Raw genomic sequence first — 16,247 nt, 5'->3', positions numbered from 1 at the left:
GCCAGGCGAGGCGGCCGCCTCGGTCATAGGCAAAACGGCTGCATTAGAGATCGAGCAATCTCATCTGCGATCTGGAGCGCGACGATCTGCACCGTGAAATCGCCCGTCAGCAAGGTCCGCTGGAAAGCCAGCTGAGTTTTTAATGATTAGAGATTTAAAAAAGAGAAAAATCATGTCCTATGGACATGGTCTTTTTTAGCTTGAGAAGTCTGGCATGGTCTTGTTGAATTTTTCAAGATTTTCTGCAAGCTCAATGCTTAATTCTTTTAGAGCGATGATTGTGTCTTGCACGTACCCAGCTAGCCAGTAAGGATCAATGCCATATACTTCAGTGGCGAGCCATTGCTCCCATGTTTTTTGTGTTGTTAACATAAGTATGTCACCACTGTAAGAGTCAGCACAGATAAGCGGTTCCTCTGAAATTAACATTAGAGCAATAGCCAAGGATATATCGTCGCCTACATCTTGGCGTAATAGTGTTGCTATATCATCTGTGCGCAGTTCTTTAATTGGTTTGGCACATATCTCCGATAGGCGGGTGGTGAGATTGGTGCGATTGTCCTCCGGGAACGGGTTTTGAGTAATGCCGTTGATAGATTGACTTGATACTTCTGGCGGCAGGTATTTTTCCACAATTGGAAGAATAAGGGAATTTTTCATTTTGCCTCATAAGGAAACAGTGCTGTGTGGGGGTGGCGTCTTACCATATTTATCAATAATATCATTATATTTTTTTATGTGAGCCTCTCCTAATGCAACGGCTTCGGCTAGTTCTTTTTTAGCTTCAGGGCAAAGCTTAGGATTGTTGAGAGATAATTTCAATCTCCTTGTTTCTACTTTTAATCCATCTTTGCCATTCATTGATTCAGATACCTCTTTGAAATGTTGGTAATAGCCCGGTTTGCCATCTTTTCGTGGAACAGGATTGCCTTTCAGGTCTTTGATCAGACCTTTATAGTCGCTGAGGCTGTGGTGTTTTTCTATTCTCTCTTTTAGGGCGGCAATTCTTCTTTTTTGGCCATCGTTAAGCTGCATGCAGCTTAACCCTAAAGGATCTATCTGCTGGGTGGGATTTGCAACATAGGAATATAAATTATTTCCACCTCTGGTTTTGATTGGATCTTGAGATGTGAAGCTGCTGATATCTGGATCGTAATATCTAAACCGATTATAGTGTAACCCGGTTTCATTATCATAATACTGCCCCTGAAACCGCAAAGGCTGTTGAATCTCCTCCTGTTCAGCCTTATCCACCACATCCGGGTATTCAACCCGAACCGTATTCCCCCAGGCCTTATACTCGGCTGCCCACACCAACCGTCCCTGTTGGTCGCTGAGTTCTCGTGGGGTACCCAAATGGTCGCAGTGGTAATAGCGGATCTGGACGCTACCGCTAGGCTGCACCGCTTTGGGCATCTGGGCCTGCAAGGCCATGGCTTGCAAAGCTGCGATTCGTTCTGCCGGGTTGGTGGGCAGGACGGGTGTCTCCAGCTCTTCATCCTCCGCCATTTCCAGGGTGGAGGCAGTGTTGAGCACTTCAACCTGCGCCATCGGCACAAAGCTGTCGGGCTCGTAGATAAACAGCCGGCTGTGGGCGCCGCGGCGTTCACTGAGGAGTCGGTTGCCATCCCAATTGAAGCGGGTGATGCCGAAGGCGTCGCGTTTGCTGACCCGTCTGCCAAATGGATCATAGCCATAGCGCGTGGTTTGTGTGAGGCCGTGTCGGGTCACATGGGCGGCGATCATCTGGTGGTCGCCGTCGTACTCGAAACGCATGACGGTGTGGCGGCCGATGCGCTTTTCGGTCAGGTTGCCGTAGACGTCGTAGTCAAAGCGCTTGTCCTCGAACACCCGCAGTCGGTTATCGCGCGGGCCACCGCCGGGGCTGGTGGTGGGGGTCGCCTCAATGGGATGCGTCAGCGGATTCCACTCGGGGTCTTCAAGTAATTTTCTTATCTTTTCCTTGAAATCCGTCTCTGTATCTTGTGATGAATTTGCAGGTTGTTTTCCATCATCCAGAGACAACCCATGCCCACCCATCGGGTCGAGCAGATTGTGCGCCGGATCGAAGGCAAAGGTTTCCTGGAGGCCGTTGGGGTGGAGAGCGCCGAGCAGGCGGCCGATGGCGTCGTAGCGGTATTGCAGGGCGCCGCGTCGGCTGTCGCGGATTTCACTGAGCTGGCCTGCCTGATCGTAGCGGTAGCTGCGGGCGAACCGGGCGCTGCCGCTGGCTTTGCCGCCCAGCGCTTCCCAGGCCAGGGGATCGCCATAGATCGGATGGGTCGGATCGACCAGGCGTGGTGCCTCGCTGCGGTGTCCGCGACGAAACACCCCTTGCCAGGCGAGCCGGCCGCCTCGGTCATAGGCAAAACGGCTTTCCAGCGGACCTTGCTGACGGGCGATTTCACGGTGCAGATCGTCGCGCTCCAGATCGCAGATGACTTCGCCGTCGAGGTTGACCTGATGCAGGTGGCCCGAGCCGTAGTGGAGCCAGTTGAGCGTGCGCCCATCGGGCAGCACGGTGGCGGTGCGGTTGCCCAGCGAGTCGTAGCGGTGGCGCAGCGTGGTGGTGATGCCATCGATCGTGCTGGTTTCTTCGATCAACTGGCTGAGTGGGTCATAGCCCAGCTTGATCGAACTGTCGCCATTGCGGGCTTCAAGCAACTGGCCGGCCGCATCGTAGCGATAGCGGGTGGTACCGCTGGCGGTATGTTTCTCGATCAGCCGGCCGACCTTGTCGCGGCGGTAGGCGGTGCGGCGGGCGTATGGAGTGTCTGGATATTCGACCTGCTCGACCAGAGCGCCGCTGCGGTCATAGCCGTAGACGGTATGGCGGCCGTCGAAGCCGATTTCTTCGGTCAGCCGGTCGGCGGCGTCATAAGTAAAACGGTAGTCAACGCCATTTTCGTTGGTCAGCGTCAGCAGTCGACCGGCTGCGTCGTAACGATAAGCCAGCGTATGGCCGAGGCCGTTGCGCCGTGCCAGTGCTCGGCCGGCGCGGTCGAGCGTATAGACCGTATCGACGCCTGCCGCGTCGCGGTAGGCGATCAGGCGGTCCAGACTATCGTAGGCAAAGCGCTCGGTCGCGCCATCTGGCTGAGTGACACTGCTCAGGCGGCCGTAGGCGTCGTAGTGGTAATGGACGGTCTGGCCCAGCGCATCGGTGATCTCGCTGGGACGACCGTTGGCGTCGTAACGATAGCGGGTGGTCTTGCCGGAGCAGTCGGTATAGGCCAGCAACTGGCCGCAGCGGTCCCATTCGAGCCGCTTGACGCCGCCCCGGGCGTCGCGGATGCGGGTCGGATGGTCGGGCAGGGCCGGGTCGTCGTAGAAATAGCGCGTCGTCTGGCCGAGCGGGTCGCTTTCCTCGAACAGATTGCCGCGCTCGTCGTAGACGAACTGCCAACGGTGGCCCAGGGTGTTGGTCTGGGCAAGCAGATTACCGGCCTCGTCGTAGCTCATCTCGACACGACCGGCGGGTGATTCGATGGTGAGCGGGCGGCCATGGCCATCGACATAGAAACGACTGCTGCGGCCAGCCCGATCAAGCACTTCGATCAGATTGCCAAAGCCGTCGTAATCGAAACGGTCTTCGCTGCCATCGGGGTGGATCGTGCCGATCCAGCGCTGTGCCGCCGTGCGTGGGCGACCGCTGAAGCGATAGACCGTGGTACGGCCGAGGCTGTCGGTGACGATGGTGCGGCCGGGTTGATAGTCGAAGCGGTAATCGAGCGCAGCCGGTGCTTCGCCCTCGGCATGCAAGGCGCGCTGTACGGTAACGCGGCCGCTTGGCTGGTAGGCGTCGTATTCATATTCCGTCACCAAGCCTTCGGGATGACCAAAGCGCACCATCAAATGGTTGCGGTAGTTCATCCGGCAGCGGGTGCGACCGTGGCCATCGCGGACCTGGACCAGATCGCCTGCCGCATCGTAGTCGTAGCGCACCAGCCAATGCGAGGCAGGGTAATCGGCCGGATCGGCCGGCAGCACCGTGTCTGCCTTGTCTCGCTGCGGATCGTAGGCCAGCACCACACCGGCCAGTCGTAGACCGTCGTCGCCAACCAGGTCGCTGGCGACGTGGGTCAGCGAGAACAGCAGATGGCGGCCGGCACTGTCGATCACGCCTTGTGGGTGGCCTTCCTCATCGGCGAAGAAGCGGACGGTATAGCCGTTGCGGTCGACCATGGCGCGCAGTGGCCACAGGCTGCGGCGGCGCCCTCGGCTCGGGCGACGGAAGTACAGCAGCATGTCGTCGTCTTCAACCACGGCTGCATCGGCGTCCCATGGCAGATCGCCAGGCAGGGTCAGTCGGCTCATTGCCGCGCCGCCGCCGCGTTTGAGGTCGATATGCTCGAACGGCGAATACATGGCGGCACCGACAGCCAGCGGGCCGAAACGGACTTTGCGACCCTGTGCATCGTGCAGGATGGTCCGGTTCAACCGCACTTCGAGCGCCATGCCGATGGGCAGGGTCCAGCCCTGGCCTAGCAGGCCGATCCGGGCGTTTTTCGAGTTGTAGCTGCGTTGCCAGGTGAGTGGCAGCGGGGCGGGAAGGGCGAAGTCGAGTTCCTCTTCCTCCTCGCGCACCTTGCTGCCCAGCAACGGGTTGACCGGCTTGCCGACCTTGGCGCCCTTGCAGTTGATCATGCAATGGACATCGGCCTGTCCGCCCTGGTCGGGGGTATTGTTGCCGTCGTTGGGCGGATTGTTCGAGGGCGGTTTGCGGTTCGGGTCGGGTTTGTCCTTGTTGTTGGGGGTGCGGCGCTGCTTGATCTTTTCCTTGGCGCGAGCCATCGCATCCTTGAAGCGCTTCGGGTCGAAGAGCTTGCCCAGCACCTTGCCGGCCGGTTTGAGCATCTGGTAGGCACGTTTGGCGATCATGCCAAGGCGCAGGGCCAGATTGCTGATGGCGGCCGGGATGCCGGTGCCACCGCTCAAGGCGCTGACGATCAGGCCGCCGATCACCGACAGCGCAACGCAGGCGACTTCGGCCGCCGCAATGCCCAGCACCTCACCGACGCTGGCGCCGAGCTTCTTGGCCGGGTCCTTGGCGATGTCGACCAGTGCATCGCGCAACTGGCATAGCTCGTTCTCGCCCAGATCCTTCATCAGCTCTTCGAGCGTGGCGAGCAGTTGTTCCGGGTCGTTCAGCAGTTCCTGCAACTGGGCATGCAAGGCGCGCAGCTCGGCCATCATCGATTCGATGGCTTGTTTGCCCTGGCTATAGGCCGACTGGACGATGCTGTAGATCTTCTGGGGCAGACTGCCCAGCAGCTTGGCGCCCTTGATCGTGGCGCGGCCGATATCGGCAAAGGTCAGGCTGCTCAGGGTGTCGAGGATCGAGCCGCCGGCGCTCATGGCGGTGTCGCAGGCTGCCTTGACGGCTTCCCACATCTCCTCGAATACCTTGGCAAACGAGCTCATGGCCGCGTCGAGTACCGCGTCCATGAATTCGTCCCAGTGGTCCACCAGATCGCGCAGTATCTGCGCCATCAAGGCGATGGCATCGGCCAGGCAGCTCTCATACTTGGGTTGGTCAAGATCGGCGTAGATGGCGGCCGGGAAGGTGGCGCCGGAGGTCGAGGTAAAGATGCCCTCGTCGCCATGACAGCAGGCGCGGTGTGACTCGACGGTAATGGTGCTGCTGCCGACGGTAGCCTGGAAGCTGCCGATTTTCGGATCAACGGCTGTCGAGCCGAGATGGAAATAAGGGTAAGTGCGGCCGTAAGTCTTCTCGGCCGGCAGGATAGCCTTATCGAGCGTAATGGCCGGGGTGGTCGGCACCATCCGCCCCATTTTCGAGGGCGAATACATCGGTGGGATGATCGCTGCGAAATGCGCGCCCCGCTTTTCTGCCTGAATCGGATTGGCCATGCTGGGTTACTCCCGATGCGATCGGTCAAGCGGGGTGGCATGCATGGCGATGCGGCGGGCGCCGTCGGCTTCGTCGACGACTGCGGCCCAGCGCATGGTCACTTGGCGTTTGGGCCAGTCGATATAGACCAGGTCCAGGGACATCGGGTCGAGCCGTGGCCGTGCGCCGCCGGTATCGACGCTGGCCCAGACCATATAGGTGGGCAGCCGGCTGCGTTCGATGCCGGCCGGGCTCATCCCTTCCAGTTCCACCCATTCCCCGCCTTTGAGCAGCGGTTCGGCTTGCAGCGCTTCGGGTGCGGCGTTCCAAAAGCGCAGGTCGAAGTCGTCGGGATAGCCCGGTTCCCCCTGATAAGTCCCAGCCAGATGGCTGCGCGGCGCCCAGAAGGGCGAGATCGGAGCAAAGCCGGCAACGCTGACCGTCTGGTCGATGGCGCCCAGCCGTTCGCCTGGTAGCAGCAGTTGCGGTGCGGGGTAGCGCTGGTCACGGTCAAGCTGTTGCGGATCGAGCCAGCCAAGGCCGACGGGATTGGCTTCGAAATAGTCGGTTTGGCCTTGAACGCCGGTCCGCGCGCCGCCAAAAGCGAAGCGGTAATCGAGTGGCACCGAGGCGACCGGACTGGGATCACTGAGCGTCCAACCTCCTAAGCGGCTGTATTGCCAATGGCGCGGGCCGGTGACGTGGAGACCATGTTGAAGCGTTCCCACCTTGAGCCGAGCCAGCCATTCGCGCTGTGGCTTGCCTTCAGGCGCCACGGCGTCGCCGATCAGCACCACGTCGGTCTTGGGACGGAAAGGGGTCAGATCGGTTGGGTACAGTAAAGGTGCCAACTCACGTTCAAAACTAGCGGCGTATTCTTTATTTTCACCAATGAACAGGTCATTCAAATGCAAAGGCATCGGTTCGGTGGCCGGCAGCATCAGTCCATCGGCCACCCAATCGAAGGTGGCCTTGAGAAACAGGCAGTGGTAGCGGTTGCCACGATAGAAGGCGTGCAGCACGCCATGACCAAGCATCTGGCTGGCGTTGAGAATCTGGGTAGTCATCGGGGAGCCTTGGTGCGAAATCAGTTCAGATGGACTTTTTCGCCGTTGATGTTCACGGCGGTCCTGGCCTTGATATTGATTTCGGCCCCCTCGATCAGGATGTTGCCGTTGGGCTCCAGCACGATCTTGTTGCCGTTGCCCTGAAGCATGATCGTGCCGTCGTCCTTCATCTGGACCATCGCCTTGCCACCACCCACCGACACGGTGTAGGTGTTGCCGACCGAGGTATTCATGGTCTTGCCGACCACGTGGTTGTGGGTAAAGCCCACATTGCTTGACCACATGGCGCCGACGTTGAGCATATAGGCCGCACCGATGGTTTCGATCTTGGCGATCCCGGTCAGCAAGGTAGAAGTCAGCTTGACGGTTTCTTTCTTGTTGGCACCGATGCTGGTGCTCTGGTTGCGCCCGACCTTGTGGGTACGGCTGCCGCCGATACGGACGTTCTCGTTGCTGCCGACCTTCTCGTCACGGTTCTTGCCGATGTCGATCGATTGGTTGATGCCGATCTGGATCGACTCGTTCTTGCCGACGTCTTCCGTCCGGTTATCACCGATGGAAATCGATTCGTTGTGATCGACCCGTTCCTTGCGGTTGTTGTGGATGGTGATCGTTTCGTCCCGATCCACCGTCTCCGTCCGGTCACGCTTCACCTGGACCGTCTCATCACGGTCGATGGTCTTGGTCCGATCACGCCCCACCCAATGCGTCTCGTCGTTCTCAACCTCGATGTCCTGGTTCTTCTCCGCATGAATCCACAGCTGTTCTTCCCCCTTCTTGTCTTCAAAACGGATGGCATTGGCGTTGTCGTAACCGCCTTTGGGGGTGGAACGGGTCAGGATGCCGGTCTGGGTCTTGTTGGCCGGCAGTGTCCAGGGCGGCATGGACAAGGCGTTGTAGACGCGGCCGGTAATCAGCGGCGTGTCCGGATTCCCATCAAGGAACTGAACCACCACCTCCTGGCCGATCCGGGGATGCGCCACCATGCCGAAGTTCACGCCCGCCCAAGGCTGAGCGACCCGAATCCAGCACGAGCTTTTGTCGTCCTTCTTGCCGTAGCGGTCCCAGTGGAACTGGACCTTGACGCGGCCGTGCTCGTCGATCCAGATTTCTTCTCCCGGTGGCCCCACAACGACAGCGGTTTGCGGACCCGGGATGATCGGACGCTCGGTCGTCCGAGGCGGACGGTAGTTGCCTTGCCAGGGCAGGACGGTGAAGTAGGTATGGGCTTCCCACGAGGATTCCCCGCCTGAAGCGTAATTGGATTCCGTGACGGTCAGCTCGGCCGAAACCACCAGATAGTCCTGGTTCTGGTCAGCGTTGGGATGCTGGATCAGCGAAAAGCGCCGCCCGGCCGAGATGCCCCGAAGCGGGCCTGCCGCTTCAATTTCTTGGTGGCGGGCCTGCAGTTCATCGATTTGCATCTGGGCATAACGCTGACCGTTGCCCGGCTCGACGTAGTTGCCGGGCCAGCCATAGACGTCGTAGTCGCCCAGCGCATGGGGCCGAATCTCGGCGCCCCGGCTGGTCAGGTCAGCGCGCGGCTTCAGGAAGTCATAGTCATTGATCTCGACCTGACCGCTCAGCACTTCGCGATGGCTTTTCCAAACGGAAACGGTTTCCGTCTCCAGCGTCATCCCGTCGTTGGGGTTCAGATGGCAAAGTAGTTCTTCGTAGCCCGGCATCGGCTGATGGGCGCCCATGCCGTCGCCCAGGACCATCCGGTGTTGGCCGCTCTGGTGTTCGAACCAGTAGCTGATGCCTTCCTGCTCAAGGAGACGGGAGACGAACGTAAAGTCGGATTCGTTGTACTGGACGCAGTAATCCCGCTTGGGATAGCTGCCGGCCAGTCGTTCCAGGAACTGAGCAATCGGGTGGTCGCTGAAGACCTGGCGGACGATTTCGGGGACGGACAGATTCTGGAAGATCTTGCAGTCCATGGTGCGCTGGAGAAACCAGAACCAGGGACGCAGCTCGGCCCGGTAGACGTAGTAGCGGCCATCACGGCCGATCTGGGCGAAGCGGGAAACGTGGGCGTTGAGGAAGCGCTGTTGCGGCGCGTGGGTGTCGAGCTTGATCGTGACCGACTGGCCCAGCATCGAGTTGGGCGCGATATTCGGCTCGCGGCTCAGCAGCTCGATGTCGGCTTCAAAGGGTTGCGACAGATATTCGCGGAGCTGGAGCCGCCGGAACCATAAAGCGTCGTCGCCCAAGGGCGAGTGGAACGTCGCGATGCGCTGCATTGCTTCACCTCAATATCCGATGCGTGATCCGAAAACATTCGAGTTTTCTTATGTACAGCCATTGTTGTTATGTTGTACAAAAATGCCAATTGCATCACGGTGGCTAACAAAACGCAAGGCGAGAAAGTCCCTATCACAGTTGGTTTTTTTCCGTTTGGCGAGGGAAGAAGAAGGGAGCGCCTGAGAGGAAGTCTGCCTGCCTGATTGCACAGATTTCCCATCTACTTGACCCCGGTCAATCCACCTTTCCCTGTTGTTGAGTATGGTTCTCATTAACAGAAAGGCGGGATAGATGGATACCCTATTAAGTCACTTGCAGCCCGGTGAAATCGGGCAGGTTGTAGCTTTTCGCATTGGCGCTTCGCCGCTGCGCCGGCGTTTGCTGGCGCTGGGCTTGCTGCCCGGAACCGTGATCGAAGTGAAGTCACGCGCACCGCTGGGTGACCCGATCGAAGTGCGGGTGCGCCAGACCAGTCTGGCGTTGTGTCGGCATGAGGCGGCGGCTCTGGCAATTCATCGGATGGCGGAAGCGCAATGAAGCCAAGCCGGATCGCCCTGGTTGGCAATCCCAACTGCGGCAAGACCAGTCTGTTCAACCGCCTGACCGGCAGCCGACAGAGCGTCGGCAACTGGCCGGGCGTCACGGTCGAGCGCAAGACCGGTACGGTGCGGGTCGGCACGGTTGGCCATCTGCTCGATGATCTGCCCGGCCTCTACAGCCTGTGCGAAGGCGGCGGCGAGGATGAAGCGGTCGTCCGGCGCTATCTGCGCGACACGCCGCCCGATCTGGTGCTGAATCTGCTCGACGCACGTCAGCTCGAACGCCAGCTTTATCTGACTCTGCAATTGATTGAACTGGGGCTGCCGCTGGTGGTGCTGCTTGGTATGAGCGATCTGGCCAAGGATGCCGGCCGGGAGATTTCCGCTGCGGCCTTGTCGGCAGCGCTGGGCGTGCCGGTGGTCGAAGTGGTGGCGAATCGGGAACAGGGGCTGGAAGGGGTGTACGAATTGCTGGCCCGTCCGTGGCCCGCCTCACCGGTGCCGCAGCGTTATGCCGATCCGGTCGAGACGGCGCTTTCCGTGCTCGGCAGCGCCGGCCTCGGGCGCTTCGATGCCCTGTGTGCGCTCGAAGGCAGTCTGGAGGCGCCCGCCACGGCGATCATGCAGGTGGCCGAACAATGCAGGCAGTTGGAAGCGATCTATGGCGACGAGGCCGATATTGCGGTTGCCGACGCCCGCTACACCCGGATCGCCGAATTGTGCGAGCTGGCAGTGCTGCGGTGCGGAGACGCCAGCGTGCACCAGCACTGGGACCGCTGGGCACTGAGCCGGATATGGGGCCTGCCGATCTTCCTGTTGGTGATGTACGCGACCTTTGGCTGGTCGGTCAACGTGGGCGGTGCCTTTGTCGAGGCGTTCGACGGCCTGGCAGGTGCACTGTTCGTGACCGGAAGCCGCCAGTTGCTCGAAGCGGTCCAGGCGCCGGCCTGGGCGGTGGTGTTGCTGTCCAATGGCCTGGGCGAAGGCATCCGGACCGTGGCCAGCTTTATTCCTACGCTGGGCTGCCTCTATCTGGCGCTCGGGTTGCTGGAAGACTGCGGTTATCTGGCCCGCGCCGCTTTCGTGGTTGACCGCTTGATGCGCTCGCTGGGTCTGCCTGGCCGGGCGTTTGTACCGTTGATGGTCGGTTTTGGCTGCAATGTCCCAGCGATTCTGGCTACCCGCACTCTTGAAGGCCGCACCAGCCGGGTATTGGCCTCGATGATGATTCCCTTTGTCTCCTGCGGCGCCCGACTACCGGTCTATGTATTGTTCGCTGCCGTGTTCTTCCCCACTCAGGGTGGACTGGTGGTGTTGAGTCTCTATCTGATCGGGCTTGCCGTGGCCTTTGCTACCGGCCTGTTGCTGCGCCATGCCTGGCTGCGCGGCGATCAAAGCGGCGAACTGCTGGAATTGCCAAGCTGGCATGCGCCTGATCTGCGCAATGTGACACGTCATGTGCTCAATCGGCTGGCCGGTTTCGTCTTCGGCGCCGGCAAGCTGATCGTACCGATGGTGCTGGTGGTCAATCTGCTGGCATCGATCGACACCGAGCTGCAACTGCGCCCCGAGGCGCCGGACGACTCCCTGTTGGCCGCCGCTGCCCGTTCCGTCACGCCAGCCTTGGCACCACTGGGTATCCGCTCCGACAACTGGCCGGCCACAGTGGGCTTGCTGACTGGCGTCCTCGCCAAGGAAGCGGTGGCCGGCACGCTGCTCGCGACCTATGGCCGACTTGGCGGCGGGGCCGAGCAAGCCGCGGGGCCGGAGACGATCGGCGCCCAAGTCTCGGCTGCGCTGGACACCCTCCCTGAAAAGCTCGGTGGCCTGGCGGCTTCACTGACCGACCCGCTAGGGCTAGACCAACTCCAGGCCGAGGCTGCCCAGCGTCCGGCTGCCGACCCCGCCAACCGCGAGCTGCTGGCACGTTTCGGCGACGCCGGTACGGCCTTCGCCTATCTGCTGTTCGTCTTGCTCTATACCCCGTGCGTCGCCGCGCTCTCTGCACTCAAAGCCGAAGTCGGCACCCGCTGGATGCTGTTCTCCGCCGGCTGGACGCTGACGCTTGCTTATGGCGTCGCCTGGCTATATCGGGTCGTCGCGGCCGGACAAGTGCCGATCCTGCCCGCCGTGGTCGCCTTGCTGGCGCTCAGTGGAGTGGGGCTGTTGCTGCCATCGCGTCGATTGGTGCTGCTGAGAGGATAGAAACGATGCTGCTGGCCGATCTGAGAAAACGATTGATCGAGACAGGTGCTTTGCCGTTGCGGCAGTTGAGCAGGCAGAGCGGCTTGAGCGAGGAAGCGCTGCTGGAGCGGCTGCAACCCTGGCTGCGCAAAGGCCGGGTGGTGCTGGTCGAACGGCGCTTGCCCAGCTGCGCCAGATCGTGCGGCGGCTGTGCCGGTTCAAGCGGATGCGAGGGCGAGCAGTGGATCGAATGGCAGGCGGATGAGAAGGCATCGACAAAACTGGCCTGATGCCGTGCCGTTTCCGACGATCCGGGGATGGGCCGTCTGGACACCCGGATCGTGCTTTTGCGCAGAAGCGGATAGTTGAAGCGGTGTCCGTAGGCAAAGTGGAGGCGGCAATCGAGTGGTGGAGTTAGATATTATTTATTTCTCTTTATTAATAAGGTAACTGCTTGCAAGTATTTTGCAGATTACTTTCTAATACTCCTGCGTCCGCTATCCCAGCCCCACCTTACCCCTCTATCCCGATCCCTTGACCGCCATCAAGCGCTTCACCGATCCACTCCCCATGGAATTGCCTGCGATCAAGGCCGGGCAACCAGGCAGGGCATACGATGACCACTCTTGTCATTGCCTTGGAGCAAAGCGCCATGGACCCCATTTTCCTGCTGTTGAATCAGCACCATGAGGCCGACGATGAGCTGGCCGCCGTCGAAGCGGCAGTGCGCGACGGCGACTGGGCGGAGGCGGAACGCCGGTTTGCCGCCTTCGAGCGTTCGTTGACTGGGCATTTCAATCTCGAGGAAACGCGCTTATTCCCCGCCTTCGAGCAGGCAACCGGGATGCGGTTTGGTCCGACGGTGGTGATGCGCGACGAGCATGCCTGCATTCTTGAGCTGCTGGAAAACTGCCGCGAACCGCTGCGTGAGCATGATGCCCAGGTGCTGCTGTCGGAAGTCGATACCTTGCTGGTGATGATCCAGCAGCACAACGTCAAGGAAGAAAACGTCCTCTACCCGATGTGCCGGCTCCGTGTGGCCGATCTGGAGCGGGTGGTCGGGGAGGATAATATGGTGGTGTCGCCATGACAGCCGCGCCGGCACTCGACTTCGACAAGGCGCCGCAGCCCGGCGTGGTGTTCGGTTGTCTGCTGCCGGCACCATGGCTCGGGATGATCGCCGGCTTGACGCTGGCTTTCGGGCCGACGGCCGGTCTGCCCGAGCGATTTGCGCCGATCAGCCTCTGTCTGGTCCATCTGCTGGCCGTCGGCATGTTATTGCCAGTGATGCTGGGAGCCCTGTTCCAGCTCTTCCCGGTATTGGCCGGTGTGCCGGTGCCATGGGTGCGCTGGGTAGCACCGTGGATTGCCCCGCTCTGCACCCTCAGCGCCACGGCCCTGGGCTGGGGCTTTCTCGGGGGCGACCCGCGTGGTTTTGCCGTGGCCGCACTGGCGGGGGCGTTGCCGCTGGGGCTGGTGGCGCTGCTGCTGGGCGTGGTGGGACAGCGCATCGTCGTGATGAATCTGACCACCCGGGTACTGCGCCATATCGCCCTGGCCTTGTTGCTGACCCTGGCTCTTGGGGCGGGGTTGGCCGGTATGTTGGCCGGCTGGTGGCAATTGCCGCTATGGACGGTGCTCGACCTCCATGTCGGCTGGGGTCTGGGTGGGTGGCTGGCAGTGTTGCTGGGTGGGGTGGCCGCCACGGTGCTGCCGATGTTCTGGCAGACGCCCCGCTGGCCGACCCGGCTCGATGGCGCCTTGCCCTGGCTGATCTGGCTGCCCTTGCTGGCGGGACTGCCTGCGCTGTTCGGGCTGGCGCTGCCATGGCAGACCGTAGGCGCCCTGTTGCTGGCCCTGCTGGCGACGCTGGGTCTGTTGGCTGTGGTGCGGGCCGGCCGCCGTCATGATCCGGCCTGGCCTTTATGGCTGGTCAGCCTGACTTCGTGGTTTCTGGCCGCCTTGCTCGCGTTTGCCGCCCCCTGGTTGCCGTCCGGCTGGCCGCTTGGCTGGTGGCTGGGAACGCTGACCCTGGTCGGCGGCGGTGTACTGCCGGTCAATGCGATGCTGGGGAAGATCATTCCGTTTCTGGTCTGGCTGCATCTGCGCAAACGGCTGCCGGCCCGGACCCGCGTACCGGCGATGCAAACGCTGCTCTCGCCCGTCTGGCAACGGACCCAGGCGGCACTGGTGTTGCTGTCCTGGTTGCTGCTGCTTGTGCTGCCGCTGGCGCCGGCACCGTTTGCACTGGCAGCGGGTCTGGTTTTCGCGCTGTCGCAAGCTTGGCTGGGGGGAATGCTGCTGAGCGTGCTGGGCCGCTTCCGCGCCTTGCAGCAACAGGCGCCGGCTGTGGCGGCTTCCGCACCTAAGGCTTGATCTGCGACAAGGCGACCGCTTGTGCTCCTGCCTAGACTGGCCGCCATGAACCTTCCCGCCCAACCTATGGAACTGGTCGCGCCGGCAGGCAGTTTCGCTGCCTTGCAGGCCGCGCTCAAAGCCGGGGCCGATGCGGTTTACCTCGGTCTTCGCAATGCAACCAATGCCCGCAATTTCGCGGGCCTCAACTTTGGCAACGACGATCTGCGACGCGGCCTCACCCTGGCCCGCCAGATGGGACGCAAAGTCCTGTTCGCCATCAATACCTTTCCCCAACCGGGCCGCGCCGAAGAATGGCACGCAGCCGTCGATGCCGCCCATGGCCTGGGTGCCGATGCCGTCATTCTGGCCGACCCGGGCCTGCTGGCCTATGCGCGCGATCGCTACCCCGATATGCGGCTGCATCTGTCGGTGCAGGGCTCGGCCACCCATGCCGACGCCATCGAGCTGATGCGCGAGCGTTTCGGCATCCGGCGCGTGGTGCTGCCGCGCGTGCTGACCTTGCAGGAAATCGAGCGGCTGATCCGCCAGACCAGCGTGGAAATCGAAGTGTTCGGCTTTGGCAGCCTGTGCGTGATGGCCGAAGGCCGCTGCCTGCTGTCGAGTTTTGCCACGGGCGACTCCCCCAATAACCGGGGCGTCTGTTCACCCGCCCATGCCGTGCGCTGGAGCGAACGCGACGGCCATCTCGATGCCCGACTCAACGGACTGCTGATCGACCGTTATGGCCCCGGCGAGTCGGCTTCCTATCCGACGCTGTGCAAAGGTCGCTTCGATGTCGAAGGCCGGCTTGACCATGCCCTGGAAGAGCCGACCAGTCTTAACGCCCTCGGCCTGTTACCCCGTCTGGCCGAGATGGGGGTGCGGGCGATCAAGATCGAAGGCCGTCAGCGCAGTCCGGCCTATGTGACCCAGGTGGTGAGCACCCTGCGCGCCGCCCTCGACGCGGCCCATGCCGCCCCCGCCCGCTATGCCGTGCGACCCGACTGGCAGGCCAGCCTGGCCCGCCAGGCTGAGGGCTCGCAAACCACCCAGGGAGCGTTCGACCGACCATGGAAATAAGCGATTGCCGGATCTCGCTCGGTCCGCTGCTCTACTACTGGCCGCGCCAGACCACCTTCGACTTCTATGCCCGGATCGCCGACAGCCCGGTCGATATCGTCTATCTCGGCGAAACCGTCTGTAGCCGCCGCCATGAGTTGCGACTGGCCGACTGGCAGGCGCTGGCAAGCGAGTTGAAAGCGGCGGGGAAACAGGTCTATCTGTCGACCCCGACCCTGGTCGAATCGGCGGCGGAAATCAGCCAGATCAAGCGCTTGGCGGCACAGACCGATTTTCCGCTCGAAGTCGGCGAAATCGGTGCGATCCGCGCCTTGTCGGGCCAGACCTTCGTGGCCGGGCCGCATCTCAATGCCTATCACGGCGCGACCTTGTCCTGGCTGGCGGATCTGGGGGCCGAACGTTTCGTGGCGCCGCTTGAGCTCGACCGGCCAGGACTCCAGACGCTGCTGGCAGAAAAACCTGCGGCCCTGCAATGCGAAGTCATGGTGTGGGGCCGGATGCCGCTGGCTTTCTCGGCACGCTGCTTTACCGCCCGACATTTCCATCTGCGCAAGGATGAGTGCGGCTTCCGCTGTATCGATTACCCGGACGGCCTGGATCTGCGTACCCGTGAATCGGCCGACTTCCTGGCGATCAATGGCATCCAGACCCAATCGGGGCAATGTCTCGACCTGCTGGCCCAGGCGGGCGAGCTTGCCGCCCTGGGCGCGGCGGTCTGGCGGGTCAGCCCGCACTCGAGCGGCACCGAAGCGGCCATCGCCGCGCTTGACCGGCTACGGCGCGGGCTGAGCGCTGAAGCGGTGGCACCGCCGGCCGGCATCGCGCGCTGTAACGGCTACTGGCATGGCCGCGCTGGTATTGATTGGCTGGAGGAGGCATAGCCGGGGCTGACTTGTTGTCCCAGGCTTTTGTGTGCCGCTG

General features: G+C 61.6%; 11 protein-coding genes. 7 read left to right on the top strand and 4 right to left on the bottom strand.

Going from position 1 to position 16,247, the window contains the following annotated elements; genetic code table 11:
• Positions 1-195 precede the first annotated feature (195 nt).
• The 4 genes from ACFOW7_RS06725 to ACFOW7_RS06710 are packed head-to-tail and all read right to left on the bottom strand — an operon-like array spanning position 196 to position 9,164.
• On the bottom strand, positions 196-660 hold the full coding sequence (locus ACFOW7_RS06725) for a contact-dependent growth inhibition system immunity protein (protein ID WP_378162380.1): 465 nt from the start codon (positions 658-660) through the stop codon (positions 196-198).
• A gap of 6 nt (positions 661-666) precedes the next feature.
• Complete coding sequence (locus ACFOW7_RS06720) at positions 667-5,874, bottom strand: RHS repeat-associated core domain-containing protein (RefSeq protein WP_378162378.1); 5,208 nt, start codon at positions 5,872-5,874, stop codon at positions 667-669.
• Between the two features lie 6 nt (positions 5,875-5,880).
• Positions 5,881-6,921: a DUF2169 family type VI secretion system accessory protein gene (locus ACFOW7_RS06715; RefSeq protein ID WP_378162376.1), complete on the bottom strand. Its 1,041-nt coding sequence runs from the start codon at positions 6,919-6,921 to the stop codon at positions 5,881-5,883.
• A 20-nt stretch (positions 6,922-6,941) separates the two neighbouring features.
• On the bottom strand, positions 6,942-9,164 hold the full coding sequence (locus ACFOW7_RS06710; RefSeq protein WP_378162374.1) for a type VI secretion system Vgr family protein: 2,223 nt from the start codon (positions 9,162-9,164) through the stop codon (positions 6,942-6,944).
• Between the two features lie 292 nt (positions 9,165-9,456).
• Between ACFOW7_RS06710 and ACFOW7_RS06705 the strand changes: the two genes are divergently transcribed.
• From ACFOW7_RS06705 to ACFOW7_RS06675, 7 genes are all read left to right on the top strand, one after another.
• Positions 9,457-9,702, top strand: coding sequence for a FeoA family protein (locus ACFOW7_RS06705; protein WP_378162371.1), 246 nt, complete (start codon positions 9,457-9,459; stop codon positions 9,700-9,702).
• A complete protein-coding gene (gene feoB, locus ACFOW7_RS06700) occupies positions 9,699-11,909 on the top strand; it encodes a ferrous iron transport protein B (protein ID WP_378162369.1) in 2,211 nt (736 codons plus the stop codon). Before ACFOW7_RS06705 ends, feoB begins: the two co-directional genes overlap by 4 nt.
• 5 nt (positions 11,910-11,914) lie before the next feature.
• Positions 11,915-12,178, top strand: coding sequence for a FeoC-like transcriptional regulator (locus ACFOW7_RS06695; protein ID WP_378162366.1), 264 nt, complete (start codon positions 11,915-11,917; stop codon positions 12,176-12,178).
• A gap of 362 nt (positions 12,179-12,540) precedes the next feature.
• Positions 12,541-12,978 carry a hemerythrin domain-containing protein gene (locus ACFOW7_RS06690; RefSeq protein WP_378162364.1) on the top strand — a complete coding sequence of 146 codons (438 nt, stop codon included), beginning with the start codon at positions 12,541-12,543 and terminating at the stop codon, positions 12,976-12,978.
• Positions 12,975-14,264 (top strand): hypothetical protein, encoded by a 1,290-nt coding sequence (locus tag ACFOW7_RS06685; protein WP_378162362.1) that lies wholly within the window; start codon positions 12,975-12,977, stop codon positions 14,262-14,264. Before ACFOW7_RS06690 ends, ACFOW7_RS06685 begins: the two co-directional genes overlap by 4 nt.
• 45 nt (positions 14,265-14,309) lie before the next feature.
• Positions 14,310-15,326 carry a ubiquinone anaerobic biosynthesis protein UbiU gene (gene ubiU / locus ACFOW7_RS06680; RefSeq protein ID WP_378162360.1) on the top strand — a complete coding sequence of 339 codons (1,017 nt, stop codon included), beginning with the start codon at positions 14,310-14,312 and terminating at the stop codon, positions 15,324-15,326.
• A complete protein-coding gene (locus ACFOW7_RS06675) occupies positions 15,317-16,207 on the top strand; it encodes a U32 family peptidase (RefSeq protein ID WP_378162358.1) in 891 nt (296 codons plus the stop codon). Before ubiU ends, ACFOW7_RS06675 begins: the two co-directional genes overlap by 10 nt.
• The last annotated feature ends 40 nt before the right edge of the window (positions 16,208-16,247 follow it).

This window comes from Chitinimonas lacunae, assembly GCF_042650885.1.
Classification (GTDB): domain Bacteria; phylum Pseudomonadota; class Gammaproteobacteria; order Burkholderiales; family Chitinimonadaceae; genus Chitinimonas_A; species Chitinimonas_A lacunae.
The sequence above is the reverse complement of the archived record's forward strand: the minus strand, read 5'-3'. Positions and strand labels throughout refer to the sequence as shown.